Raw genomic sequence first — 24,523 nt, 5'->3', positions numbered from 1 at the left:
GGCAGGGCCTCTGTCATGGGGCAAGGGGGCGCGACGAGGCATGGGCCGCGACCCCGAGAAGGGCAAAGGTGTTGGCGTTGTGGATGGCCGCGGCGGTGGCGGGTGAGAGATACCCGGCCGAGGCGGCCAGAAGCAGGCCCACGTTGACGGTCACTCCCTCGGCGAAGCAGCGCTGGAGAATCGCTCCCGAGCGTCTGGCCAGCCGGTGGACATCGGCCAGCGGTTCCAGCGAATCGCGGGTCAGCACCACCTGGGCCGAATCCCGGGCAAGGCCCGTAGCCCGCGACATGCAAATGCCCACGTCGGCCGCGGCAAAGGCGGGGGCATCGTTGATCCCGTCGCCCACCACGGCCACGGTGTGCCCTGCCTCCTTGAGCCGCTGCACCTCAAGGGCCTTTTCCTCGGGCGTCAGCCCGGAGTGGATGGCGTCGATCAGCGGAAGTTCCGCAGCAAGGGATTTGGCTGTGGCCGCATGGTCGCCCGTGAGCAGGACCACGGTGCGTACGCCCCCCGCGCACAGGGACTCGACCACGCTCCGCGCCTCGGGCCGAAGGGTGTCGCGCAGGGCAGCCACGCCGAGCAGGGAGTTTCCGGCCGAAACATAGATCAGGCTCTTGCCTTCGGCGCGGTAACGGCTGGCGGTTTTTTCCAGGCTGGAGCAGTCGATGCCGCAGTCGTCGCCGATGAAGTGTCGGCTGCCCACGCGGACCAGGATACCTTCGACCATGCCGCTGACCCCGTGGGCCACGGAGCAGTCGGTGCGGGTCGGAGTGGGGATGTCCAGCCCGCGCCTTTGGGCTTCGGCCAGTATGGCCCGGCCAATGGGGTGGCCATGCCTGTCCTCCACGGCAGCGGCCAGCCGCAGCAGGTGGTCCGCGTTGCCGCCCGGTACGGGGCGGATGTCGGTCACGGACATGATCCCCCGGGTCAGGGTGCCGGTTTTGTCAAAGACCACGGCATCCACCTCGCCAAGGGCTTCGAGGCCGCGCCCGGTCTTGACGATGGCTCCCAGCTTGGCGGCCGAGTGCATGGAGGTTCTGACCACCACCGGGGCGGGAAATTTCACGGCACAGGCAAAGTCCACAGTCAGGGCCGAGAGGGCGCGGTTCAGATCGCCAGTAGCCGCGTACAGAGCCGCGCCAAGGCCCAGGGTGATGGGGGCCAGGGCGTCGGCCAGCCGGGTGCTGCGCACCTCTGCGGCGGATGGTTCCTCTGCGGCGCGGGCCATGAGGGCAGCGATGCGGGCCATGCTCGTTTCGGGGCCTGTGCGCCGGGCCTCGATGCGCAGCCGTCCCTCGACCACGCCGCTGCCCGAGACCACGGTGTCTCCCGGGCCGACATGCACGGGCGCGGATTCTCCGGTTATCGAGCCGAGGTCCAGCAGGGCCTCGCCCTCGACGATGTCACCGTCCACGGCCACCACCTCGCCCTGGCCGCAGACCACCACCTCGCCTGCCGTCACTTCCCCGAACCCGGCCCGGACCTCCACGCCGCCGCGCTCCACCCGGATCGTATCCACCGGGTCGGCGATGAGCCGACGCAGCAGGGCGTTGGACTTGTCGTCGGACATGGTGCGGAGGTATTCCCCGAGGATGACCATGGCCGAAATGGACGCCGCGGTAGTGAAGTCCGCTCGCAGCAGGCTGACGCCGATGGTGGTCATGTCCAGGACGCGGACCTTGAGCCCACGGTTGACCAGGGTATCCACGCCGCGCAGGATGTGAGGCAGGCCCATGGCTGTTCCGGCCACGGCCTGCACGGGCAGGGGGGCGAGGGGCAGCAGCGCCGCCGCCGCACCGTGGGCGGCCGCGTCGATGAGCCTTCGGCGCGGTTCGGCAGGTCTGGTGCCGCCGAATGCCTCTGCCGGCACATCCTGAAGGGCGGCGGCGATGAGGGCGCGATGATCGGTCTTGCCGTCGTATTCGATCACCAGGGAGCGTCCGGCGGGATTGACCCGCGCCCGGCTGGCGCCCGGCAGGTTGGCCAGCCAGGCTTCAAGCCAGTCGGGCTTCAGGGCCGGGTCGAGCAGGCGGTTCCAGCGGAATCGGAGCCGACAGCCGGTTTCGTGAACCAGTCGGGGCTTTCGGAGCCCTCCTGCGGACTCTTCTGTGATCCGGTTGTCGGTCACTGCGCGGCCCTCTCGTCGTATTCGACCACCACCTGATCGGCCTGGTCAAGGCGCAGATATACCCGCAGGCCGCCCGTTCCGGCGATGACGCAGCGGTCGCGGCCGGGCATGCGGTAGCTTGGCGCCTCTCCCACCATCTCCAGGCGCAGGGTCGTACCCGGCGTAATGTGCAGGGAGCGGATGGCGCGTTGGGCGCGCTGACCGCCGATGATGGTTTCCACCGTGAAATCCTGCCCGGCCCGGGCGTTGGCGAACTGGCAACTGGTCGATCCCATGCGTCCGAGGATCTTGGCGGCCATGCCTTCGGCCAGCCGCACCCGGCCACGTCCGACGACCAGGGCCGTGTATTCCATGGGCGGCAGCACCCGTACAAGCTCTATGGGGTCGTCCTCGTCGAGTCCGAGGGCGGCCATGCCCTGTCGCAGGGCCTCGCCCGCGTTGATGTATTCCACATGGCCCCGGTCGCCGGGTCGCATCTCCATAAGCGGGAGGATGCGCCCGTCGTCGAGGTGGGCCATGACCTTGCCGCCCATGCCGCTGCCCAGGACCACTTCGCCCCTTGGGCCGCGCACCCGGACGGTGCGCAGGGCCACGTCCTCGTCGAGCCGGGTGATGGTCTCGCCCACGAACAGGCCCATGCGGCCCATGCGGCCCTCCAGGTCTTCGCCCGCGATGCGCGAAATGGTCAGGGGTGTGCCGGTGGGCGCGTCGTTAAGGGTGGCGTACATGGCTGGCCTCTTGGGAGGGTTTGATGGCTTCGAGAAAATCGGCTGATGCGGGACGGCGGCGGCAGGCCGCGGCCGCGTAGCTGACGATGCAAAGGGTGGAGGCGTTGTGCAGGAAGGCCGAGACCACGGGCGAGATGCGGCCCAGTGTGGCAGCCAGGAGCACGGCGGAGTTGAAGCCCACGGCGGCCTGGAAGGTCCGCCTGAGGGCGAGGCGGGTGCGGTCGGCCACGTCGCGGGCCACGGCCAACAGCCGCAGATCGTCCTCCAGCAGGACCACCTGGGCCGAGTCGCGGGCGAGGTCCGCGCCGCCGGGCATGCAGATGCCCACATCGGCCGAGAGCAGGGCCGGGGCGTCGTTGACCCCGTCTCCGGCAAAGGCGAGGGTGTGCCCGGACTCCTGGAGCCGCCTGACGATGGCTGCCTTGTCTTCGGGTTTGAGTTCCCAGTGGACCTCGTCGATGCCGCCAAGGGCGTCGGCAATGGACCGGGCCGTGTCGCGATGGTCTCCTGTGAGCATGACGATGGTGGTTATGCCGCGCTCCTTGAGCATTGCCAGGGCTTCGGCCGCCTCGGGCCGCAGTTCGTCGCGCAGGGCGATGACCCCGAGAATCCGCCCCGAGCGGGCCACATAGAGAATGGACTTGCCTTCCCGGCGCAGGGCGCGGGCCTCGTCGCGCACCGGGGCGCAGTCCACGCCCTCGTCGTCTTCAAGGAAATGTCGGCTGCCCACCAGTACGCGTTCGCCCTCCACATAGGCGGAAACGCCGTGGGCCACAATGAAGTCCACCTGGCTGATGGGCGGCAGGGGCAGGCCGCGCCGCCTGGATTCGGCCACCACGGCCCGAGCCACCGGATGGGCGTAATGCTCCTCTGCCCCGGCAGCCAGGGCCAGCAGGGCGTGGGGGGCCATGCCGTCCAGGGGCCGTACATCCGTGACCGCGAGGTCGCCCCGGGTCAGGGTGCCGGTCTTGTCGAACACGATGGTGTCGATGCGGGAGAGGTTGTCCAGGGCTTGCGCTCCCTTGAGCAGCACCCCGCAGTGCCCGGCCGTGTGCATGCCCGACTTGACTGCCACGGGCGAGGCCAGTTTGATGGCGCAGGAGTAGTCCACTGTGAGCACCGAAGCGGCGCGGCTCACGTCGCGGGTCAGGACGAACAGGACCAGCCCCAGGCCGAAGGTGACAGGCACCAGCTTGTCGGCCAGCTCGTCGGAGCGCTTCTGCGAGGCGGAGCGGGTGCGAAGGGAGTTCTCAAGAAAGCGGCCGATGCGGGCCATGGAGGTTTCCCGACCCACGGCGCGGGCCGCCACCTTGATGCGGCCGTCTTCGATGACGGCACCGGAGAGCACCTCGTCTCCCTCGCTGACATGCACGGGCAGGGATTCCCCGGTGATGGAGCTCTGGTTCAGGGCAGCGTCGCCGTCCACGACCACACCGTCCACCGGCAGCAGCTCGCCCGCGCCGCAGATGACCAGATCGCCCACGGTCAGGCTGTCGAAGGGAATACGGATCTCCCTGGCGTCGCGCTCCACCGAAACCTCTTCCACGGCGGGCCGCAGCAGACTCTTGAGCAGGTCGTCGGAGCGCTTTTCGGTCCAGTGCTCCAGGTAGCCGCCCAGGCCGAGCATGGCCACAATGGCGTTGGCCGTGAAGTAGTCGCGCCGCAACAGGGAGAAGCCCACCGCCGCCGCGTCCAGCACCTCCACCTTGACGCCGTCGTAGAGCAGGGTGTGCAGCCCCTTGAGCAGGGTGGGGGCGCCCATCAGCCAACTGGCCGGTGCGGCCGCCGTCTGGGGGGCGAATGGGGTCAGGGCGGCCGCGAGTCCCTGGCCTGTCACAGTCAGGGCCGAGACCTCTTCCCGACCCGCGTTGCCCGGCGCATAGGCATCGGGCGGGACGTGGTCAAGGAGGTTGAGCACCCTGGCCCGCGTCTCGGGGCGGCCGTCGTGGGCCACCACCACGGATGCGCCCCAGCGGTTGATGCGTACCTCGTCCACGCCGGGCAACGCACCGATCAGGGCCTCCAGGTAGGCGAGGTCCAGGGCGGGGTCGTAGAGGCGGCGGCTGCGAAGGCGCATGCGTCCCGCCACCTCGTGGACCACGGTGAAGGTCGGTGCCGCGTGGGCGGTCATGGGCTAGGCTCCGCCCGAGGGTTTGCGGGTATACAGGGAATAGTGCCAGTAGGAGAAGCCCACCAGGGCGAAGCCGGACCAGAGGTGGAGCCTCTTGAGGGTCTCGGTCTTGCCCGTTTCAAGCAGCCCTGTGGTCACAAGCAGGCCTAAGGATGTGGCCATGCCGACCTTGGCCAGGGTCCGCTTGGTGGTGGTGGACATTCCCGTGGGACGGGACAGGCCCGTGGCGTTTTTGCCTGACATGGTCTAGTCCTTTTGGCTCAGTTCGGCCTTTGCGTCCTGGACCTGTTCCTTGAGTTCTTCAACGCCGCCCTGGATGGCCGCCCATGCCTTGACCGCGCCGGAGACCACGGCCTTTTGCACCGTGGGGTTCGTCACCACCAGGGCCGCGCCCACACCCAGGGCCAGTCCCTTGAGGTAGTCGGCGTTGGTGAAGGCGAACCAGGAGGCCACAGGAGAGGGAGCCTGGGCAACGGCAGGCCGCGAGGCCGGGACCGACTGCATGGCGGCGCCGAACTGGTTGGCGTCCTGGAAGTAGTGGGTGGGGTTCTGCGGGTCCCTGGAGTACGCGCCCTCGGCAGAGGAGGCGCCGGGCTGGGGCCACTGTGTGCTGTGATCGCTCATGCTCTGTTCCTCTTGAGGCGCTTATGCCTTGTCTGGGGTTTCGGTGGTTTTGGCGGTCTGTTTCGTGGTCGTGGCCGCTTTTTTGGGCGCAGCTTTTTTGGGCGCAGCCTTTTTGACGGTCTTTTGGGGAGCCGCGCTTTTTTTGGCTGCGGAGCTCGGGGTTTTGATTGCTGCGGTTTTTTTGGGTGCCGTCTTTTCGGTCGCTGACGCGGCAGGGACCGCGGCTTTGGCTGCGGGTTTGGGGCGGGAGGGGCTGAGAACGGAATCGATGGCGTACTTGGTGCCCACGGCCACGGCCACCACGCCCACGGCGGAGAGGATCGGGCCAAGGCCGAGGGCCGAGGCCACGGCCACGCCCGCTCCTGCGGCCACGGCGGTGGAGCCGCTCTCGCGGGCCACATCCATGGCCACGTCCTGTTTTGTGGCCTCGCCGTTTTTCACCTGTCGAATGCCTCGGGCCGCGGCTGCCGTGGCGCCGATCACGGCGCCGAATACGGCCGCGCCCAGAACGGCGCCACTCAGGGGCACAGCCCTGGCCGCAGTAGTATATTGCTTGGTCATGTTTTGCTCCTTGGCAAGTGTGTCGGGCTACTTGGAGCCCACGGTAACCTGTTCGCCCTCGGGGTCGGCCTCGCGGAACATGGACCCGGCCGAGGCGGCCAGACCGGCCAGCGCACCCTTGACGGCGTCGTTGTTGAGCAGGACCACGGCGGCCGCGCCCACCAGGGCCCCCTTCCAAAATTCGCCGCCCGTGCCGTCGAGCAGGCCCAGCAGCTTGGTCGGCTCGGCCTCGCCGTTCATGACATCGGTCATGACGCCGTACATCTGGCCGAGCTTGTTCTGATCGAACTTGGGTTGTGCGCCCTCGGGCATGCCCTGGCCATACATGCCTTGGCTGAAGGCGGCCGATCCGCCCATGGTCTGGCTTCCCATGCCCTGCGTACCCATGCTCTGCCCGGCGGCCTGAGCGCCCGCGGCCTGGCCTTCCATGCCCGCGGCCTGGGCTTGGGCGGGCTGTCCCTGCACGGGCACGAAGCCCACGCCGGGTTGAAACTGGTAGAGTCCGCCGGGCTGCGGCTGGGCTCCCTGGGGTTCGGCAGCGCCCGCTGCCGGGCCGTACTGCGCCTGATTCGAATAATCCATGTCGCTCCTCCTTCGGGTTGCTTTCTGTCGTGTCAGACGGTCTCGAACTGTGCGGCCAGTTCGCTCAATCTCTCTTGGTCCGCGGTGGTCAGCGCCTCGTGCAGCGCTTCCGGCACCACGGCCTTGGGATCGTATTCAATGACGATGTCGCGGGTGAAGACATTGACCCGCACCTCGCGCACAAAGGCGGGAAGATCAGTGGTCTTGTCCCTGAGGGCCATGGCCCGTGGATCGGCCAGCAGGGCCGGGGTGAACTTGATGCGGATGCGTCCGGGCACATGGTGCTGGATCTTCAGGTGGTCGCGCAGGGTCATCAGGGTCGAAAGGTTCACGGTTAGTCCTCGGTTCCGGCCGCCAGAGCCGGGGGTTGGTGGCGCAACAGGCGCGACGAGTTCGCCAGGACGCCCAGCGAGTGGACGATGTGCAGCAGCCCGGCCATGACCGGCGAGAGCAGTCCGCTTGCGCCCAGGATCACTCCGGCCACATTGGAGCCGGTGGCAATCCAGAAGTTTTGATGGACCACCTTCATGGTGGCCTGGCTCAGGGACTGGACATAGACCAGCCCGCCCAGGTCGTCGGTAACCAGGGCAATGTCAGCAGCCTCAATGGCCACCTCCGATCCGCCCGCCCCCATGGCCACGCCCACATCGGCGCGGGTCAGGGCCAGGGCGTCGTTGACGCCGTCGCCGACCATGATCACCGATGCCCCGCGGGTCTGCATCGCATCCACGATATGCGCCTTGTCTTCGGGCATGACCGATGCGTGGACCGTGGCGATACCGAGCTTGCGGGCCAGCTCTTTGGCGGTGTTGGGCTCGTCGCCGGTAATCAGGACCACCTCGCGGATGCCGCCCTGGCGCAGCCTGTCGACCACCTGACGGCTTTCAGGCCGGGTGAGGTTGTCAAAGGCGAGCAGGCCGAGCAGGGCTTTGTCTTCGGCCACATAGAGCACCGTGCGCCCTTGGCGGCGCAGCGGCGCTGCCCTGCGTCCGGCCGGGGCCACGTCTACCCCGTGGCGTTCCATGAGCCGGGCGTTGCCCACCAGGATTTCGCTGCCGCCGACCTCGGCGCGCATACCCATGCCAAGGAAATATTCGCAGACCGTGTGCGGCTCGGGGGCGACCCCGCGCCGATCCGCCTCCTGCTTGATGGCCTGGGCCAGCGGATGATGATTGTGCATCTCAACCGACACGGCGCGGGCCAGGAGACGCTCCGTGTCGCTGCCGCTTAGGGGAACGATCCGGGCCAGGACCGGCTCGGAGGTGGTCAGGGTGCCGGTCTTGTCAAAACACACGGTGTCGGTGGTGCCCACTGCTTCAAGGTAACGGCCGCCCTTGATCAGGATGTTCCTTCTGGCCGCAGCGCTCAGGGCGGCGCTCACGGCCGTGGAGGCCGCCAGCACCGTGGCGCAGGGGCAGGCCATGACCAGCATGACAGTGAATGCCCGCCACAGGGAGCCGGTCAGCAGCCAGGTCCCGGCCGTGGCCGCGAACCCGAGCTTGACCAGGGTGGAGGCCAGCCGGTCGGCCACGCCCTCGATGGGTGCCCGGTTCTCAAGGGAGTCCTCCACCATTTTCAATATGCGGGCCAGATAGGTGCGGTCGCCCACCCGTTGCGCCCGGACATAGATGACCCCCTGGCGCACGAAGGTTCCGGCCAGCACCTCGTCGCCCGCCCGTTTGGGCACGAAATCGGCCCGGCCGGTGATGGATGCCTCGTCCATGAGCGCCTCGCCGTCCACGATCACGCCATCCACGCACACTTTCTCGCTGGTGTGCAGGACCACCACATCTCCCGGACGCAGGTCGGCCACTTCCTTTTCCATCTCCACCCCGTCCACCAGGATGAAGGTATGGTGGGAGGAGACTTCGAGGATGCGGCTGATGGATTTGCGGGAGCGTTCGGTTATCCATGCCTTGAGCAGTTCCGCGCCTGCGGTGATCCACAGGATTTCAAAGGCGGTCAGGGCTTCTCCCGCAAACACGGCGGCCATGCAGCTCGCCCCGAGAAACATCTCCAGGGTGAAGCGGCGGTCGCGCAGTTGCTGCCACGCCTGCTTGAACAGGGGCAGGGAAAAAGCCGCAGCCGCGATGCCCACGGGACTGAAGGCTGTCTGGGCCAGGCCGATGCCCAAAAGCGGGCCAGAGACGAGCACTCCTCCCAGCACAGCGCTGATGGCCACAAATCGGCGCAGGGCGGGTTTGACCGGGTTGCAGCCCGTGCGCGTGGCATCGCAGGCCCGGCACTGGCACAGCGGGGTGGCGCAATCAGGGGCATCGTGCGCGATGCAGGCAAGTGTGTCGGTGTCCCGGGCGGACGCCAGCCGATACAGGGCGTCCTCAATGGCTGCCAGATGCGCTTCGCCCGGTTGGTATCGGACCACGAGGCTGGCGCAGGCCACGTTGGGCCGGACCGTTTCCACGAAGGGAAGTGCCTCGAGTCCCGTTCCGATGCGTCTGGCCAGGGCGTGGTCGCGGAGCATGGGACGGACGCGGAAGCGGACCCGCCCCGTGATGGCGTGTCGGGTGGAGATGATGTCTTTCATGCTTGAATCCATATACATACGTTCACCTGAAGCGGCAAATTCTGATTATGAAAGCGGGTCTCATTTGTTGCCGCGCATCGGTCGGTTGGTTTCGTCGGGGTATTGCTGCGGGGCCGACCGCCTCCACATGTACCATCCATGCTTATCGGTGATAATGAAAATGGGTTTCAATGTCACTGAAAAACATGCCAGTCCGGTCTGTCCGGGCGGATCACGCCGATGCTGGCACCGATCGTGGCACCTTCGCATCGGACGGGACATGATTTTTCGCGTCCGACGCTTCCTCTTGGCCTGGGCATGGGGTATGATGCAGGGAAATACGAAAATAGTAGCCATTACTATTTTGACGTGATAACACTGGCGGCAAGTGGGAGTGTTCCCACGCCGATGGGTGTGGCGTGACCGATAAATGAGCCAAGAATCTATGGAGGAAATGTCATGACAAAGAAGAAAAAAGAGACGATGACCACTGCCTTTGGACATCCGGTGGGCAATGACCTGAACTCTGCCACTGCCGGGCCTCGCGGGCCGGTGCTGATGCAGGACGTTCATCTGCTGGAAAAACTCTCCCATTTCGACCGCGAACGCATCCCGGAGCGGGTGGTCCATGCCAAGGGGGCGGGCGCCTACGGCTATTTCGAGGTCACGGCCGATGTGACCAAGTACACCCGGGCCGCCTTCCTCTCCAAGGTGGGCAAGAAAACCGACGTGTTCGCCCGCTTTTCCACCGTGGGCGGCGAGAAGGGCAGTGCCGACGCAGAGCGCGATCCACGCGGCTTTGCCATCAAGTTCTACACCGAGGAAGGCAACTACGACATGACCGGCAACAACACCCCGGTCTTCTTCATCCGCGATCCCCTCAAGTTCCCGGATTTCATCCACACCCAGAAGCGCGACCCGGTCACCAACCTGAAAAGTCCGACCATGGCCTGGGATTTCTGGTCGCTGACGCCCGAGTCCATCCATCAGGTGACCATTCTCTTTTCGGATCGCGGCACCCCGGCCACGTATCGGAACATGAACGGCTACTCCAGCCACACCTATAAATGGTATAATGCCAAGGGCGACTATTTCTGGGTCCAGTACCATTTCAAGACCGATCAGGGGATCAGGAACCTGACCGGCCCCGAGGCGGCCGGGATGTGCGGCAAGGACCCGGACCATGCCACCCGCGATCTTCACGATGCCATCGCCCGCGGCGAATACCCCTCATGGACCCTGGAGATGCAGATTCTCACGCCCAGGCAGGCCGAGAAGTTCGGCTGGGACATCTTCGACATCACCAAGGTCTGGCCCCACAAGGAAGTGCCGCCCGTCAAGGTCGGCAGACTGGTGCTTAACCGCAACCCGGAGAACTATTTTGCCGAGGTGGAGCAGGCCGCCTTCAACCCGAGCAACTTGGTGCCCGGCATCGGCGTCTCGCCAGACAAGATGCTCCAGGGGCGCCTGTTCTCCTACCACGACACCCATCTGCACCGGCTTGGACCCAACTATCATCTGATTCCGGTCAACCAGCCCAAGAACGCGCCCGAGAAGAGCTACCAGCGCGACGGCGCCATGCGTACGGACAACAACGGCGGAGGCGGGCCCAACTACTGGCCCAACAGCTTCGGCGCTCCGGCCCCGGACACCTCCTTTGTCGAGCCGCCCATCCCCCTGGAGGGTCACGGAGGCCGCCATGAGTTCGCCCATGAGAACGACGATTTCGTGCAGCCGGGCAACCTGTATCGCCGCGTCATGACCGAGCAGGACCGGGCCAATCTGGTCAGCAACATTCTGGGCAGCCTGGGCCAGGTGCCAAAGCCGATCCAGCTGCGTCAGTGCGCCCTGTTCTACAAGGCCGACGAGGACTACGGAAGCCGTGTGGCCAAGGGGCTCGGCCTTGACCTGGCCAAGGTCAGGAAGCTTACCGCCATGAGCCAGGAGGAGCGGGTGGCCGCAACGCCCGTCAAATAACCCTGTAGCACCACCGGCCCGGTCAGCCCGTGCCCGACCGGGCCGCCTCACCCCGCACAAGACCCCTGCCACCGCCCCCGGCAGGGGCCTTGTCACGTGCGGACGGGAGGGGAAATATTCCCGCTTCGGCGATTCGCGGACCGTGGGCCACGAACATTTCACCCTTGTCTCGGAAGCGCTTTCAGCGTAGAACGGCGTGAAGTCTCGATAAAATCTAGACTTCGGGCGGAGTGGCCCCCCGCTTCGACCCGGACGGTGGAGGCACGGTGAAGCAGCGCGTTCTGGCGGGAATTCCCGATGTGTTGGACGAACAGCGGTTCGCCCATGGGGGCAATCTGCGCCGTCTGGCCGAGCAGGCCGGGTGCCGTGCCGAGGAGATTCTCGACTTTTCCGCCAACGTCAATCCGCTGGGCCCGCCCCCGTGGCTGGGTCAGGTGGTGGGGCAGGCGCTCCAGTCCGTTGACGCCTACCCGGACCCGGACAGTCATGACCTGCTCATGGCCGCGGCCGAGGCATACAAGGTCTGGCCCACCCAGGTCCTGGCGGGCAACGGAGCGTCCGAGCTGCTTTTCGCCATCGCCTCCCTGGGCGGTTTCGGACAGGCGGTCATTCCTTCGCCCACCTACGTGGATTATGCGCGGGCCTGCAAGGCGCACCGGCTCAAGGTGCTCGAGGTCCCGCTCGGGGACGACCGGACCGTCAACTTTCCGGCCATGGGGCGGTTGTTGACCACGCCCTCGCTGGTCTTTTTGTGCAATCCCAACAACCCGACGGGTGCGCTTTTCTCTCCGGCCGACCTGCGCGAGGTGGCGGCCATGTTCCCCCGCTCGCGCTTCGTGGTGGACGAGTCCTTTGCCGAGTTCCTGCCCGAGGGAGCCGACCGTCTGGTACGCGACAGGCCGTCCAACGTCGTCACCGTCATCTCCATGACCAAGTTTTTCGCCATTCCGGGCATCCGGCTCGGACTGGCCTTTGCCGATCCCGAGGTGATCCTGCGCCTCAAGCAGGCCATGCCCGCATGGTCGGTGAACACCCTGGCCCAGAAGGTGGGGGCGCGTTGTCTGCGCGATACGGCCTATGCGGCCCGCACTCGCGAGCAGACAGCGCTGCTGCGCGAGAGCCTGGCCTCGGGCCTGCGCCATGTGCCGGGCATCCGGGTGTGCCCCGGCTCGGCCAATTATCTGCTCTGCCGGGTCGAACGCGTAGGCCAGGACGCGGCGCCCCTGCGGGACAGGCTGCTCATGGAGCACCGCATCGCCATCCGGCTGTGCGGCAACTACGAGGGGCTGGACAACAACTGGTTTCGTGTGGCCGTGCGCAGCGGCGAGGACAACGAGCGCCTGATCCGGGCCATGGAGGCGGTCAGCGGCACCGGGCGCGGCCCGGTGGTCCGGCGCACCAAGCGCACCCCGGCCCTGATGCTGCAGGGCACCAGCTCCAACGCGGGCAAGTCCGTCCTGGCAGCCGCCTTCTGCCGCATCTTTCTCCAGGATGGCTACAACGTGGCCCCGTTCAAGGCGCAGAACATGTCCCTCAACTCCTTTGTCACCGACGAGGGGTGCGAGATGGGCCGCGCCCAAGTGACCCAGGCCATGGCCTGCCGCCAGCGGCCAGACGTGCGTATGAACCCGGTGCTGCTCAAGCCCGGATCGGACACCGGCTCCCAGGTCATCGTCATGGGACGCCCGGTGGGCAACATGAGCGTGGGCGAATACGTGCGCTACAAGCCCCGCGCCTGGGAGGCGGTCAAGGCCGCCTACGATTCCCTGGCCAACGAGCACGACATCATGGTCATCGAAGGCGCGGGCAGCCCGGCCGAGGTCAACCTCAAGCACCACGACATCGTCAATATGGCCATGGCCCGCCACGCCGCCGCACGGGTGCTCCTGGCGGGCGACATCGACCGGGGGGGCGTCTTCGCCTCCATGGTCGGGACCATGCACCTGCTTACCCCGGCCGAGCGCGACATGGTCGAGGGATTTCTCATCAACCGCTTCCGGGGCGACGAGACGCTGCTCGAACCCGCCTTTGGCCAGATGTTCGAGCACACGGGCAGGCCGGTGCTGGGCACCGTCCCCTACATCCACTCCCTGGGGTTGCCCGAGGAGGATTCGGTCTCCTTCAAGGAGGGCTTCCGGCCCGAGGCGCGCAAGCTGCCGCCCGGCCAGTGCGTGGACATCGCGGTCATCGACCTGCCGCGCATCTCCAATTTCAACGACATCGATCCGCTCCACGCCGAGCCGGACGTGCGTGTGCGCGTGGTGTCCGACGCCCACCAGCTGGGCACGCCCGATGCGGTGATCATTCCCGGCTCCAAGTCCACGGTGCCGGACATGAAGGCCCTGCGCGGGGCGGGCATGGCCGCGGCGCTGCGCTCCCTGGCCGCCGAGGGCGGCCGCACCAGGATCATCGGCATCTGCGGCGGCTTTCAGATGCTCGGCGAGGTGGTGGACGATCCCTACGGGCTGGAGTCCGAAACAACCCGCATGGACGGCTTCGGCCTGCTGCCGGTGCAGACCACCCTGGTGCCCGAGAAGACCCTGACCCGCACCTGGGGCACCCACTCCCGCTCAAGCCTGCCGGTCCACGGCTACGAGATTCACCACGGTCTGACCAAGCCCCTGGCCGACTCCCTGCGTGTGGCCCTGCGCGACAACGCGGGCCAGCCTCTGGGGTTTTCCCGTGCCGACGGGAGGGTCTGGGGCACCTATCTGCACGGCCTCTTCGACGCCGACGAGTTCCGGCGCTGGTTCATCGACCAACTGCGCACCGACAAGGGGCTGCCCCCCCTGGGCGCGGTGCAGGTGCGCTTTGATCTGGAGGACGCTCTGGATCACCTGGCCGGGGTGGTCCGTGAGGCGGTGTGCATGGAGAAGATATACAAGGCGCTCGGCTTCAGCGGCTGCTGCACCCAGGCCAGCCTGTTCCGCGTCGCGGGCGGATGATTCCCGGCGCAGCGGACGCCGTTTGCCTGATTCGTGGATTTTTTATCGGGTGGGTGAAAATAAGTGTTGACTTTCTTCGCCAGATGACAAATAGGTGGCGCTCAAACGCCAGCAACGCCCGCGGAGGCGTGGCCCCCTGTGGCCCGGGCTGGTTGAAAGCGAACAGGAATATCGGGAGGCAGCGTGCACATCTGGTACGTTGCCTTTTTTGATATAGGCGCATGTGCGCCACAGCAACCCCATTTTCTCAGGAGAAAAAATCGAATGTCCAAAAAACTGTATGTCGGCAATCTGTCCTGGTCCTCCACTGAAGACGACGTCCGCGCCGCTTTCGAAGCCTACGGCGAAGTGACCTCTGTCAACCTCATCGAGGATCGTGAAACCGGACGCCCCCGCGGCTTCGGTTTCGTTGAGATGGACGATGCCGGCGCCCGCGAAGCCATTGCCGCTCTGGACGGCAAGGAGTTCGGCGGCCGCAACATCAAGGTCAACGAAGCCAAGGCTCGCGAAGAACGTCCCCGCTGGTAGTTCCGTAGATAAGGATCCGTCCTGATATACGGCGCCCGCCCCCCGACAAGGGAGGCGGGCGTTTCGTCATGTATGGGTCCGGCTGGACAGGGCGGGCATGTCTGGTATGCTTGAGGCGCCGTGCCCTTGCCCGCAAGACTGCGGGCGGGCCAAACCCACGGAGGAACCATGGAACCGCTGAACATCCTGGGCTGGGCCCTGAGGGCTGCGGCTGCGGCCGCCGTGCTGGCCGGGTGCGTCGCGGCCATGCGTTGGCTTCGGGCCAAGCGGGGCGGCAGCGACCGCCTCTGGACCATGCTGGCCACGGAGATGACGCCCAAGGTCGCCCCTCTTGCCCTGGCGGTGGCCGCTCTGGCCGCCCTGTCCGCCCTGGTTCCGATGGGCGCGTTGGAACCGGGGGTCGCCTCCCTGGCCCTTTCGCTCATCGGCGGCGCATGGGTGCTGCTCGCGGCCTGGGCCATGACCCTTGTTTGCCGGGGACTCGCCGTGCTGGTGGACTGGAAATACGATGTGTCCGTGGCCGACAACCTGGGTGCGCGGCAGGTGCACACCAAGGTCAAGGTGCTCCAGCGCATCGTGGTGGTTCTCATCTGGCTGGGGGCGCTGGCCGGGGTGCTCATGCAGTTCGAGCGCTTCCGCATGCTCGGCGGGACGCTGCTGGCTTCTGCGGGGGTGCTTTCCATCGTGCTCGGCCTTTCGGCCCAAAAGACCTTCGGGTCTGTCATCGCGGGCATCCAGATAGCCCTGACCCATCCCATCAACCTTGACGACGTGGTCATCGTCGAAGGGGAGTGGGGCCGCATCGAGGAGATCACTTTCACCTATGTGGTGGTCAGGATATGGGACATGCGTCGGCTGGTGGTGCCCATCACCTACTTTCTCGATACCCCGTTCCAGAACTGGACGCGCAAAAGCGCCGAGATTCTCGGCCCGGTCTTTCTGCATGTGGATTATGCCACGCCGCTGGGTCCGCTGCGCGAGGAGCTGCTCAGGCTGTGCCGGGAGGCGGGGGAGCTGTGGAACGGCAAGACCTGCGTGCTCCAGGTGACAGAGGCCGGACCAGAGACCATGACCGTCCGGGCCCTGGTCAGCGCCTCGGACGCCTCGCGGGCCTGGGACCTTCGCTGCCTGGTCCGCGAGGGGCTCATCGCGTATCTCAGGGCCAATCATCCCCAGGCCCTGCCCAGGCGGCGGGTGGTGCTGGAGCAAGGAGCCGATAAGGACGGGGTCGTCGTTTCGGGTGTCGAATGACCGGGCCGGGGGCAAGGGCCGCCGCTGTTTGGCGATAGCCCCCGCCCATGGGCTTCCTGCCCGGTCCGGTCCGCTCAGAACCGCTCGAAGTCTTCGTCCTTGTCCGCGCCCATGTTCAGGGCCATGCCCGCGTTCCTGGTCCGGTCTGCCGCGGCGGCGGGTGCGCTGGCCGGTAGCTCGGGGGTCGGCCGGGAGCGTTGCGCCGTGCGGGCGGGGCGCGTCTTTGCACTGCCTGAGAGCCTGAAGAAGGAGATGGCCTGCTGCAACTGTTCGGCCTGGGCGCTCATCTCCTCGGCGCTGGAAGCGGTCTCTTCCGAGACAGAGGCGTTTTGCTGGATGACGCTGTCCAGGTCCTGAATGGCGCGATTGATCTGGGCCGCGCCAGCGTCCTGTTCGTGGCTGGCGGCGGAAATCTCCTGTATCAGCCCTGCCGTGCGCTGTATGTCGGGCACCATCTTGCCGAGCATGGTCCCGGCCTTTTCCGCCACCTGCACGCTGGTTGAGGACAGCTCGCTGATCTCTCCTGCGGCCGCGCCGCTGCGCTCGGCCAGCTTGCGCACCTCCGCGGCCACCACGGCGAATCCCTTGCCATGTTCCCCGGCGCGTGCCGCCTCGATGGCCGCGTTGAGTGCCAGCAGGTTGGTCTGACGGGCTATCTCCTCAATGATGGAAATCTTCTCGGCGATGAGCTTCATGGCGCTGACGGTCTGGGCCACGGCCTTGCCGCCTTCCTCGGCGTCCACGGACACCGAGCGGGCGATTTTTTCCGTTTCCGTGGCGTTTTCCGCGTTTTGGCGGATGTTGGAGGCCATCTGTTCCATGGACGAGGAGATTTCCTCAACCCCGGCTGCCTGCTGGGTGGCCCCATGAGACAGGGTCTGGGAGGAGGACGACAACTCCTCGGACCCGGCAGTGACGTTGGCCGAGGCCTCCTGCACGTCCAGAACCACGGTGCGCAGGCGCGAGACCATGCGGTTGAGGGCGGCGGCGAGGTTGCCCACCTCGTCCTTCTGGTCAATGTCGATATCGCGGGTCATGTCGCCCTCGGCCATGGCCGAGGCCAGGGCCATGCTCCGGGTCACCGGCCCGGTGATGGTGCGGGCGATGACAAAGGTCATCAGCCCGCCCGCGATCAGGCCGAAGAGGATGGTACAGATCAGGATGATCAGGTTGCTCTCGTAGACTTCGGCCGCGCTGTTGCTGTCCTCTTCCGCGAGGTCGAGGATGATGTCCGTGAGCTTGTCGATGTGGCCGCGCATGGCCTCGAACTTGACCGATGCCTCGCCCAGGGTGAGGGTTACGGCCGCGGCCTGGCTCTCGGGAGTTCCTGCGGCAAATCCGGCCAGTACGCGGCGGGAGATGGGCTCCCATTCGCGTATGGCGGCATGGAACTGCGGGATGATGGCCTGCTCCCCGGGCGAGGTGGCCTTGGCCGCGTACATGCCGAAGCGTCGGACGGTCTGCTCGAGGTTTTCCTCGTATTCCTTCATCAGCCGGGCATACTCGGGTGAGCCCGGCGCTGCGTAGGCCAGGGAACGCTCGGCCACTAGCAGCTGGTGCAGGTCGCGATCCGCCTCAAGGAGCAGGTTCATGCCGGGCAGCCGGATTTCGAAAACGTCCTCAAGGTCGCCATGGATGGCGCGGTTGCCCATGACGCCGACAATGCCTGCGGCCACGAGCAACACGGCCAGAAGGCTGAAGATGAGCGAGAGTTTCAAGCCGATTCTTATGTCCCTGAGGCGCATGGTACCCTCCTGCAAAGCATGGTGATGGTTTGGCGGGACAAAGGTCTTTTCCCGGTTTATTCCTCGCAGATACTCCCGTGAATGCGTGAGGGGAATTATAAAAAGAGCCAACCGGAGAGCGTGACAAAAACTGGCGCACAGCGTCACAAGATTGCGACAATATTCCGGTATGGTTGGCAAAACTTCTTGTCACAGAACTGTAACGCGATAAGACATTACATTTCAGTGACGATTGTGTTACAGAGCGCGGGCGTCGTGCGGCGGGATCAGCCGGAGCGTCGATGTCCCCGCCAAACGACAAACCCGGAGCAAGATGGATGAAGCTTCGTTCCTTTCAAATGCGCATCCTGCTGTGGACCTGGGCGCTGCTGCTCGTGGTCCTGGCCGTGGTCTTTTTTTACACCACCAGCATCGTGGGCAGCGATCTGGTGCGCGAGACCGAGCGCCGTTCCCTTCACGAACTCGATGCCCTCAAGTGGCTGGTGGAGAACCACCCGCCCTTTGGCTCTGAGCGGGAGTTCGCCGGGCTGGTGGAGGCGCTGGGGCTCAAGCTGGGCGTTCGGCTCACCTACATCGTGGAGGGAAGGGTGGCGGCCGACTCGGACGTGCCGTACGCCGAGCTTGGGTCGGTGGACGACCACAGTGCGCGGCCCGAGGTGGCGGCGGCGATGGAGGGCGAGCGAGGAACCGATGTTCGCTACTCGGGCACCGTGCACAAGGACATGCTCTACGTGGCTGTTCGGGCCGAGGACGTTCCGGGCATTGCGCCCGGAGTGCTGCGCCTGGCCGTGCCCATCTCCACGGTCAACGCCCGGCTCGGCTCACTGCGCGAGAACTTTTCCTGGATATTCTTCATCACCCTGATTTTCGCAGGAGTCGTGAGCGCGGTCATGTCGCGGAACATGAGCCGGGACATCACGGCGTTTTCCGAGCTGGCCAGGGCCATCGGCGACGGCGACTATGCCAAGCGCCTGCGCGCCCTGCCGGGCGGCGAGTTCAAGCCCCTGGCCCAGTCGGTCAACGCCATGGCCCAGTCCATCGAGCGCAACGTGCGTATCATCGAGGATCAAAAGGGTCAGCTCCAGGCCGTGTTCGACGGCATGCGCGAAGGGGTCATGACCCTTGACGCCGCTGGCCGCATCGAGTCCTTCAACGGGGCGCTTGACGAGATGTTCAACCTGCCCGCCAGCACCGTGGGGCGCACCCCCATCGAGGTCACACGCCGCTTCGAGATTCAGGATCTGGCCGACCGGCTGCTGGCCGAGCAGGGGCCTGACGCAGGCGTGAACGAGGCCACGGTCCAGATCGACCTGATGGATTCGCGCACCGTGGAGGTCAGCGGGGTGCCCTTTTTCGATCACAAGGGAGTGCGCAAGGTCATCCTGGTCTTTTACGACATCACCCAGATGAAGCGCAGCGAGAAGAGCCTCAAGGATTTCGTGGCCAACGCCTCCCACCAATTGCGAACACCGCTGACATCCATCAAAGGCTACTCCGAAACCCTCCTCGACAATCCGCCCGCCAACCCCGAGGGCGGCCGCCAGTTTCTCGAAATCATCCTCAAGAACGCCGACCACATGGACAAGGTCATCTCCAGCATGCTCGCCCTGGCTCGGTCCGAGCAGGTGGGCGAGGCGTTTGCGCTCTCGCCGGTTTCCGGGCGCGAGAGCATGGGACGGGCCGTGGCCGATGTCACCCCCTGGGCCGCCGAGCGTTCCATTGCATTGAGAAGCCGCACCCCCGAGGACGAGATGTTCGTCATGGCCGAGGCCGACGGGCTGCTGCACGTCTTTCACAATCTGCTCAATAACGCGGTCAAGTACAGCCCCGAGGGCGGGGTGATCACTCTGAGTGCCGAGGACGACGGCGAATCCATCGTCTTCTGCGTCGAGGACCAGGGGCCGGGCATCTCGCGGGAGCACAGCTTCAAGGTCTTCGAGCGTTTTTACCGTGTGGACGAGAACACAATCGACGGTGCCGGCAGCTCGGGCCTGGGGCTGGCCATCTGCCGCCGCATCGTGCGGAATTTCGAGGGCGAAATCTGGCATGACGGCTACGGGGAGGACACCCGGGGAGCCAGGTTCTGCTTTCGTCTGAACAAGCCAGCCATGGATCGGCCGGTCAACGTCTAACCAACACCCTCGCAAGAGGGGCCATACAATGGATATCTACGATCTTTTCTTCTACCTGTCGCTGGGCGCGGGCTTTCTCATGGCCTTCAACCTGGGGGCCAACGACGTGGCCAACTCCATGGCCTCGGCCGTGGGCGCACGCGCCATCACCGTGCGTCAGGCAGTGTTCATCGCCAGCATCCTCAACTTCGTCGGGGCCGTGTTCATGGGCTCCCACGTCACGGCCACCGTGAGCAAGGGCATTATCAACGCTTCGGCCATCTCGGACCCGAAGCTGATGATGATCGGCATGTTCGCGGCCCTGCTCGCGGCAGCGACATGGATGCTCATCGCCACGCTCACATCGCTGCCCGTCTCGTCCACCCATTCCATCGTCGGGGCGATAATGGGGTTCGGGCTGGTGGTGGGCGGCCCCGATGTGGTCAACTGGCTCAAGATAGGCGGCATCGTTCTCTCCTGGATCATTTCGCCGTTCTTCGCCGCCACCATCGCCTTCTGCGTCTTCTCCCACATTCGAAAATACATCCTCTACAAAAAACAGTTCATCCGGCAGGCCAAGCGATGGGCTCCCATCTGGGCCGCCTTTACCGTCTCCCTCATCGCGCTCTCCTTTCTCTACAAAACCCCGGCGGGCAAATCGCTCGAACTGCATTGGCTGACCGCCCTGACCCTGGCCGCGGCCCTGTCCATGGTGACATGGTTCCTGGGCAGGCTGGCGGTGGGCAGGATGGTCATGGACGAAGAGGAGGGGGCCGAGGGCGTGGAGTTGGTCTTTCGCCGGATGCAGGTGGGCACTTCCTGTTACGTGGCCCTGGCACAGGGGGCCAACGACGTGGCCAACGCCATAGGTCCCGTGGCGGTCATCTATCTGATAGCCAAGGAACATGCGCTTTTCGCCCAGGCGGAAATCCCCACCTCCATGCTGGTGCTCGGCGGGTTTGGCATCGCCTTTGGCATCAGCATCCTCGGGCACAAGGTCATGGCGACCGTGGGCCAGAAGATCACCACCCTGACCAACACCCGCGGCTTTGCCGTGGACTTTGGGGCGGCCTCCACCGTGCTGGTGGCCTCGAACCTCGGCCTGCCGGTCTCCACCACCCATGCGGCCGTGGGCGGCGTGGTCGGTGTGGGGCTGGCCCGCGGTTTCAAGGCCGTGGATTTCCGGGTGCTGCTGCGCATCGTGGCCTACTGGGTGGCTACCGTGCCCATCGCCGCCCTGACCAGTATCATTTTCTTTGTGCTGCTCAAGTGGTTGTGTTACAGCTAGGCCACACTAATTTTTGAACAAACTTTCACGAGGGTAGAAATATGTCCATCAGGTTGCCGTTTTTCGGTCTTCTCGCCAAGAGGGACCCCATGGAAGGGCTGGTCGAACATTACAACAAGATCGCCGAGTGCATCGCCACCATCGACGAGTCGCTGGAATGCTATGTGGGCGGCGGGGTGTGCCGGGAGTTCGAGGAACTCACGCGGACCATTGACGAGATCGAGAACCACGCCGATGTCATCAAGCGCAACATCCGTAACCACCTGCCTCGGGGACTGTTCATGCCCGTGGAAAAACCCCTGTTCCTGAGCTACACCAAAAGCCAGGACAACATCCTGGACTCGGCCCAGGAGGCCCTGCACTGGCTGGCCATGCGCAAGGTGGATATTCCCGAGGATATTCAGAAGGATCTCATCTATCTGCTCGACGCCGTGGAGCGGACCACCATTCTGCTCGGCCCGGCGCTGGAGGCCACCATCGCCCTGGTCAACGGCGAGTCGCTGGATCGCGACGGCACCAAGAACCTCTATTGCAAGGTGCGCCGCGAGCGCGAGAATGTCCGCACCCTCAAGAACGAGCTTCAGAAATCCGTCTACGCCAAGGACATCCCGTTCAAGGACATCTACCAGATCCTGCACTTCATTGGCTGCCTGGACGACATGGCGCACAATACTGAAAATTGTGCCGACTTTCTGCGGTCCATGATCGCCCGGTAGCCCCGCGAGACATCCCGGCTCTTGCCGATCCGCCCGCATTGGCCGGGCGGGTCGGCTTTTGCTGTGTACGGCCAAAAAACGTGCCAGAAATTTGTTGAAATTGATTTTCATAATCAATATAGTGCCCTGGTGCGGAATCCGGAGGATGGGGTCCGCGCCAAGTGTGGTTGCTCTGTTTTTCCAGATCGCTTCAGGAGGTATCAATGCGTGAACCCGCCAGGTATCCCGGCGGCAGCGGACCCAAGGCGCTGGATGCCGGTTGTGGGTGCTCTGCCCATTTCGTGACCACGGTGCTGCATCAGTTTGCAGAATCGCTGGGATTTGCCATCGACGCCAAGGACCAGACCACCCGGCGCCACTCCGACGAGGTTGCGCGGGTTTCCCAGGAGCTGGCCCTGGAGCTGGGGCTGTCGGTGTCGCAGGCCGGGATCATCCATGTGGCAGGACATCTGCACGACATAGGCAAGATCGGCGTGCCTGATGCAGTGCTCGGAAAGCGCGGAGTTCTGACACCCTGCGAGTGGCAGGCCATCCGCAGACATCCCCAGGCCGGGGCAGACATCCTGCGCCCGGTGCTTTCCCTGAACAATCTCGGGGTGGTGGACATGGTCCTGCATCACCACGAGCGATACGACGGGGCAGGATACCCCTATGGCCTCAAGGGCGTTGCCATCCCGTTGGGGGCGCGTATCATCGCCCTGGCCGACTCGCTGTCGGCCATGCTCCAGGATCGTCCCTACCGCAAGTCGCGCAGCTTCGACCGGGCCCACGACGAAATCATCCGTTGTTCGGGCGCCCAGTTCGATCCGCGTGTGGTGGAGGCGTTCCGGTCGGCTGCCCCGAGGCTTGAGCCCCTGGTGGGCTGCGAGGCCGGTTCCCTGGCCGCATGACGAAAAAAAACCGGCCGGGGCGTGGCTCCGGCCGGTCTTTGAGAGTTCGTCTGCGCAGGGTCAGCGCTCGAAGACCGCGCCCCGCGAGGCAGATGTGACGAGCTTTGCGTAACGGCGCAGGAAGGGGGAGGCGATCTCCTTGACCACGGGCTTGAAGGTGCTGCGTCGCTTCTCAAGCTCTGCGTCGTCCACCAGCAGGGTGATGGACCGGGCCGGAATGTCGATGGCGATTTTGTCGCCGTCGCGGATCAGGCCCACCGGGCCGCCTGCGGCCGCTTCGGGCGAGACATGGCCGATGGCCGCGCCACGGGTGCCGCCCGAAAACCTGCCGTCAGTGATCAATGCCACGGACTCGCCAAGGCCCATGCCCGCAATGGCCGAGGTGGGCGTGAGCATCTCGCGCATGCCCGGCCCGCCCCTTGGACCTTCGTAAAGAACCACCACCACGTCTCCAGCCTTGATCTCGCCGCCCATAATGGCCTGCACGCTTTCCTCCTCGGAGTGGAAGACCCTGGCAGTGCCGGTGTTGACCATCATCTCCGGGGCCACGGCCGACTGCTTCACGCAGCACCCCTCGGGCGCGATGTTGCCGTAGAGGATGGCGATGCCGCCCTCTTCGGAATAAGGGGCGTCCACGGACCGGACAATGTCATGGTTGAGGACCTTGGCATCAAGCTCCTTGAGGTTCTCGCCCAGGGTCTTGCCGGTGACGGTCATCACGTCGAGGTGGAGCAGGTCGCGCTTGACCAGCTCGCTCATGACGCCGGGGATGCCGCCCGCCTCGTTGAGATCCTCTATGTAGTGCGGCCCGGCCGGGGAGAGCTTGCAGAGGTTGGGCGTCTTCTTGCTGATCTCGTTGAACATTTCAAGGTGCAAATCCAGTCCTGCCTCGGCAAAGAGGGCGGGCAGGTGCAGGGTGGTGTTGGTGGAGCAGCCAAGGGCCATGTCCATGGTCACGGCGTTATGCACGGATTTTTCCGTGACGATGTCGCGTGGACGGATGTTGCGCTCGAGCATTTCCATGACCTGCATTCCGCTCCGCTTGGCCAGCCGAACCCTGGCCGACATCACTGCCGGAATGGTGCCGTTGCCCGGCAGGGCCAGACCGATGGACTCGGACAGACAGTTCATGGAGTTGGCCGTGAACATGCCTGCGCACGAGCCGCAGGTGGGGCAGGCGGTCTCCTCCAGGGCGGCCAGTTCTGCCTCGTCCATGGCCCCGGTTCTGACACGCCCCACGCCCTCGAAGACCGTGATCAGGTCCGCGCTCTTCCTGCGGCCCGCCAGCATGGGGCCGCCCGAGACGATGACGGCCGGTATGTTCAGGCGCAGGATGGCCATGAGCATGCCGGGCACGATCTTGTCGCAGTTGGTGATGCAGACCAGGGCGTCGAAGGGATGGGCCGTGGCCATGATTTCCACCGAGTCGGCGATGATCTCGCGGCTGGGCAGGGACATGCGCATTCCCTCGTGGTTCATGGCCAGCCCGTCGCACACGCCGATGGCCGGAAATTCCAGGGGGGTGCCGCCTGCCATGCGGACGCCGTCCTTGACGGCTTTGGCTATGGTGTGGAGATGGACATGACCCGGGATAATCTCGTTGGCGCTGTTGCACACGCCGATGAGGGGGCGGGCCAGCTCCTCCCTGGTCAGGCCGCTGGCGTGGAGAAGCGAACGGTGCGGGGCTTTTTCCAGCCCGGCGGTCATAATCTTGCTGCGCATGGGGTGACTCCTTCGTTGGTCGAAATGCGGACGGCTACTTCACCGCCAACGCTGGCGGCTGTCAACCTCTTT

At 65.4% G+C, this 24,523-nt stretch carries 19 protein-coding genes; 8 read left to right on the top strand and 11 right to left on the bottom strand.

The window, feature by feature from the left end:
• Positions 1 to 13: 13 nt before the first annotated feature.
• From GKC30_RS03280 to GKC30_RS03240, 9 genes are read right to left on the bottom strand one after another with little or no spacing between them, the layout of a single operon-like run.
• Positions 14 to 2,128 (bottom strand): heavy metal translocating P-type ATPase, encoded by a 2,115-nt coding sequence (locus GKC30_RS03280; protein ID WP_155932245.1) that lies wholly within the window; start codon positions 2,126 to 2,128, stop codon positions 14 to 16.
• Positions 2,125 to 2,856, bottom strand: a complete 732-nt coding sequence (locus tag GKC30_RS03275; protein WP_155932244.1) for a ferrous iron transport protein A — start codon at positions 2,854 to 2,856, stop codon at positions 2,125 to 2,127. Before GKC30_RS03275 ends, GKC30_RS03280 begins: the two co-directional genes overlap by 4 nt.
• Positions 2,840 to 4,987, bottom strand: a complete 2,148-nt coding sequence (locus GKC30_RS03270) for a heavy metal translocating P-type ATPase (RefSeq protein WP_155932243.1) — start codon at positions 4,985 to 4,987, stop codon at positions 2,840 to 2,842. Before GKC30_RS03270 ends, GKC30_RS03275 begins: the two co-directional genes overlap by 17 nt.
• A gap of 3 nt (positions 4,988 to 4,990) precedes the next feature.
• A complete protein-coding gene (locus tag GKC30_RS03265) occupies positions 4,991 to 5,230 on the bottom strand; it encodes a hypothetical protein (RefSeq protein WP_155932242.1) in 240 nt (79 codons plus the stop codon).
• Between the two features lie 3 nt (positions 5,231 to 5,233).
• Positions 5,234 to 5,611 carry a YtxH domain-containing protein gene (locus GKC30_RS03260; RefSeq protein ID WP_155932241.1) on the bottom strand — a complete coding sequence of 126 codons (378 nt, stop codon included), beginning with the start codon at positions 5,609 to 5,611 and terminating at the stop codon, positions 5,234 to 5,236.
• Positions 5,612 to 5,632: 21 nt separating this feature from the next.
• Positions 5,633 to 6,172, bottom strand: a complete 540-nt coding sequence (locus GKC30_RS14860; RefSeq protein ID WP_196772789.1) for a magnetosome protein MamC family protein — start codon at positions 6,170 to 6,172, stop codon at positions 5,633 to 5,635.
• 27 nt (positions 6,173 to 6,199) lie between these two features.
• Complete coding sequence (locus GKC30_RS03250; protein ID WP_155932240.1) at positions 6,200 to 6,754, bottom strand: hypothetical protein; 555 nt, start codon at positions 6,752 to 6,754, stop codon at positions 6,200 to 6,202.
• A 32-nt stretch (positions 6,755 to 6,786) separates the two neighbouring features.
• Positions 6,787 to 7,086, bottom strand: coding sequence for a hypothetical protein (locus GKC30_RS03245; protein ID WP_155932239.1), 300 nt, complete (start codon positions 7,084 to 7,086; stop codon positions 6,787 to 6,789).
• A 2-nt stretch (positions 7,087 to 7,088) separates the two neighbouring features.
• Positions 7,089 to 9,299, bottom strand: coding sequence for a heavy metal translocating P-type ATPase (locus tag GKC30_RS03240; protein ID WP_155932238.1), 2,211 nt, complete (start codon positions 9,297 to 9,299; stop codon positions 7,089 to 7,091).
• A gap of 438 nt (positions 9,300 to 9,737) precedes the next feature.
• Here GKC30_RS03240 and GKC30_RS03235 point away from each other — a divergent pair, with 438 nt between their 5' ends.
• The 4 genes from GKC30_RS03235 (at position 9,738) to GKC30_RS03220 (ending at position 15,979) form a co-directional block, all read left to right on the top strand.
• Entirely contained in the window at positions 9,738 to 11,255 is a 1,518-nt protein-coding gene (locus GKC30_RS03235) for a catalase (protein ID WP_155932237.1), read from the top strand.
• Between the two features lie 266 nt (positions 11,256 to 11,521).
• The gene (locus GKC30_RS03230) at positions 11,522 to 14,200 is read left to right on the top strand and encodes a cobyric acid synthase (RefSeq protein ID WP_367613947.1); all 2,679 of its coding nucleotides are present in this window, start codon (positions 11,522 to 11,524) and stop codon (positions 14,198 to 14,200) included.
• A gap of 264 nt (positions 14,201 to 14,464) precedes the next feature.
• The gene (rbp, locus tag GKC30_RS03225; protein ID WP_013513777.1) at positions 14,465 to 14,728 is read left to right on the top strand and encodes an RNA-binding regulator; all 264 of its coding nucleotides are present in this window, start codon (positions 14,465 to 14,467) and stop codon (positions 14,726 to 14,728) included.
• A 168-nt stretch (positions 14,729 to 14,896) separates the two neighbouring features.
• Positions 14,897 to 15,979: a mechanosensitive ion channel family protein gene (locus GKC30_RS03220; protein WP_155932236.1), complete on the top strand. Its 1,083-nt coding sequence runs from the start codon at positions 14,897 to 14,899 to the stop codon at positions 15,977 to 15,979.
• 74 nt (positions 15,980 to 16,053) lie between these two features.
• Here GKC30_RS03220 and GKC30_RS03215 read toward each other — a convergent pair whose 3' ends face one another.
• Positions 16,054 to 17,724, bottom strand: a complete 1,671-nt coding sequence (locus tag GKC30_RS03215; protein WP_155932235.1) for a methyl-accepting chemotaxis protein — start codon at positions 17,722 to 17,724, stop codon at positions 16,054 to 16,056.
• A 317-nt stretch (positions 17,725 to 18,041) separates the two neighbouring features.
• Here GKC30_RS03215 and GKC30_RS03210 point away from each other — a divergent pair, with 317 nt between their 5' ends.
• The 4 genes from GKC30_RS03210 (at position 18,042) to GKC30_RS03195 (ending at position 22,729) form a co-directional block, all read left to right on the top strand.
• The gene (locus GKC30_RS03210; protein ID WP_155932234.1) at positions 18,042 to 19,856 is read left to right on the top strand and encodes a HAMP domain-containing sensor histidine kinase; all 1,815 of its coding nucleotides are present in this window, start codon (positions 18,042 to 18,044) and stop codon (positions 19,854 to 19,856) included.
• A 28-nt stretch (positions 19,857 to 19,884) separates the two neighbouring features.
• On the top strand, positions 19,885 to 21,123 hold the full coding sequence (locus tag GKC30_RS03205; RefSeq protein WP_155932233.1) for an inorganic phosphate transporter: 1,239 nt from the start codon (positions 19,885 to 19,887) through the stop codon (positions 21,121 to 21,123).
• A gap of 41 nt (positions 21,124 to 21,164) precedes the next feature.
• Positions 21,165 to 21,839, top strand: a complete 675-nt coding sequence (locus tag GKC30_RS03200; protein WP_155932232.1) for a DUF47 domain-containing protein — start codon at positions 21,165 to 21,167, stop codon at positions 21,837 to 21,839.
• A gap of 203 nt (positions 21,840 to 22,042) precedes the next feature.
• Positions 22,043 to 22,729, top strand: coding sequence for an HD-GYP domain-containing protein (locus tag GKC30_RS03195; RefSeq protein WP_155932231.1), 687 nt, complete (start codon positions 22,043 to 22,045; stop codon positions 22,727 to 22,729).
• A gap of 60 nt (positions 22,730 to 22,789) precedes the next feature.
• Here the strand turns inward: GKC30_RS03195 and ilvD are convergent, their stop codons facing one another.
• Positions 22,790 to 24,451, bottom strand: a complete 1,662-nt coding sequence (ilvD, locus tag GKC30_RS03190) for a dihydroxy-acid dehydratase (protein ID WP_155932230.1) — start codon at positions 24,449 to 24,451, stop codon at positions 22,790 to 22,792.
• Positions 24,452 to 24,523 lie beyond the last annotated feature (72 nt).

The organism is Pseudodesulfovibrio alkaliphilus (assembly GCF_009729555.1).
GTDB classification, from domain to species: domain Bacteria; phylum Desulfobacterota; class Desulfovibrionia; order Desulfovibrionales; family Desulfovibrionaceae; genus Pseudodesulfovibrio; species Pseudodesulfovibrio alkaliphilus.
Note: the sequence above shows the minus strand (reverse complement) of the source record. Positions and strands in the feature narration are given on the sequence as shown.

Excerpts from the sequence above, each read along its gene's own strand:
- GKC30_RS03275 (WP_155932244.1), bottom strand. The coding sequence starts at position 2,856 with ATGTACGCCACCCTTAACGACGCGCCCACCGGCACACCCCTGACCATT.
- GKC30_RS03270 (WP_155932243.1), bottom strand. The coding sequence starts at position 4,987 with ATGACCGCCCACGCGGCACCGACCTTCACCGTGGTCCACGAGGTGGCG.
- GKC30_RS03265 (WP_155932242.1), bottom strand. The coding sequence starts at position 5,230 with ATGTCAGGCAAAAACGCCACGGGCCTGTCCCGTCCCACGGGAATGTCC.
- GKC30_RS03260 (WP_155932241.1), bottom strand. The coding sequence starts at position 5,611 with ATGAGCGATCACAGCACACAGTGGCCCCAGCCCGGCGCCTCCTCTGCC.
- GKC30_RS14860 (WP_196772789.1), bottom strand. The coding sequence starts at position 6,172 with ATGACCAAGCAATATACTACTGCGGCCAGGGCTGTGCCCCTGAGTGGC.
- GKC30_RS03250 (WP_155932240.1), bottom strand. The coding sequence starts at position 6,754 with ATGGATTATTCGAATCAGGCGCAGTACGGCCCGGCAGCGGGCGCTGCC.
- GKC30_RS03240 (WP_155932238.1), bottom strand. The coding sequence starts at position 9,299 with ATGAAAGACATCATCTCCACCCGACACGCCATCACGGGGCGGGTCCGC.
- GKC30_RS03235 (WP_155932237.1), top strand. The coding sequence starts at position 9,738 with ATGACAAAGAAGAAAAAAGAGACGATGACCACTGCCTTTGGACATCCG.
- rbp (WP_013513777.1), top strand. The coding sequence starts at position 14,465 with ATGTCCAAAAAACTGTATGTCGGCAATCTGTCCTGGTCCTCCACTGAA.
- GKC30_RS03220 (WP_155932236.1), top strand. The coding sequence starts at position 14,897 with ATGGAACCGCTGAACATCCTGGGCTGGGCCCTGAGGGCTGCGGCTGCG.
- GKC30_RS03215 (WP_155932235.1), bottom strand. The coding sequence starts at position 17,724 with ATGCGCCTCAGGGACATAAGAATCGGCTTGAAACTCTCGCTCATCTTC.
- GKC30_RS03210 (WP_155932234.1), top strand. The coding sequence starts at position 18,042 with ATGAAGCTTCGTTCCTTTCAAATGCGCATCCTGCTGTGGACCTGGGCG.
- GKC30_RS03205 (WP_155932233.1), top strand. The coding sequence starts at position 19,885 with ATGGATATCTACGATCTTTTCTTCTACCTGTCGCTGGGCGCGGGCTTT.
- GKC30_RS03200 (WP_155932232.1), top strand. The coding sequence starts at position 21,165 with ATGTCCATCAGGTTGCCGTTTTTCGGTCTTCTCGCCAAGAGGGACCCC.
- GKC30_RS03195 (WP_155932231.1), top strand. The coding sequence starts at position 22,043 with ATGCGTGAACCCGCCAGGTATCCCGGCGGCAGCGGACCCAAGGCGCTG.
- ilvD (WP_155932230.1), bottom strand. The coding sequence starts at position 24,451 with ATGCGCAGCAAGATTATGACCGCCGGGCTGGAAAAAGCCCCGCACCGT.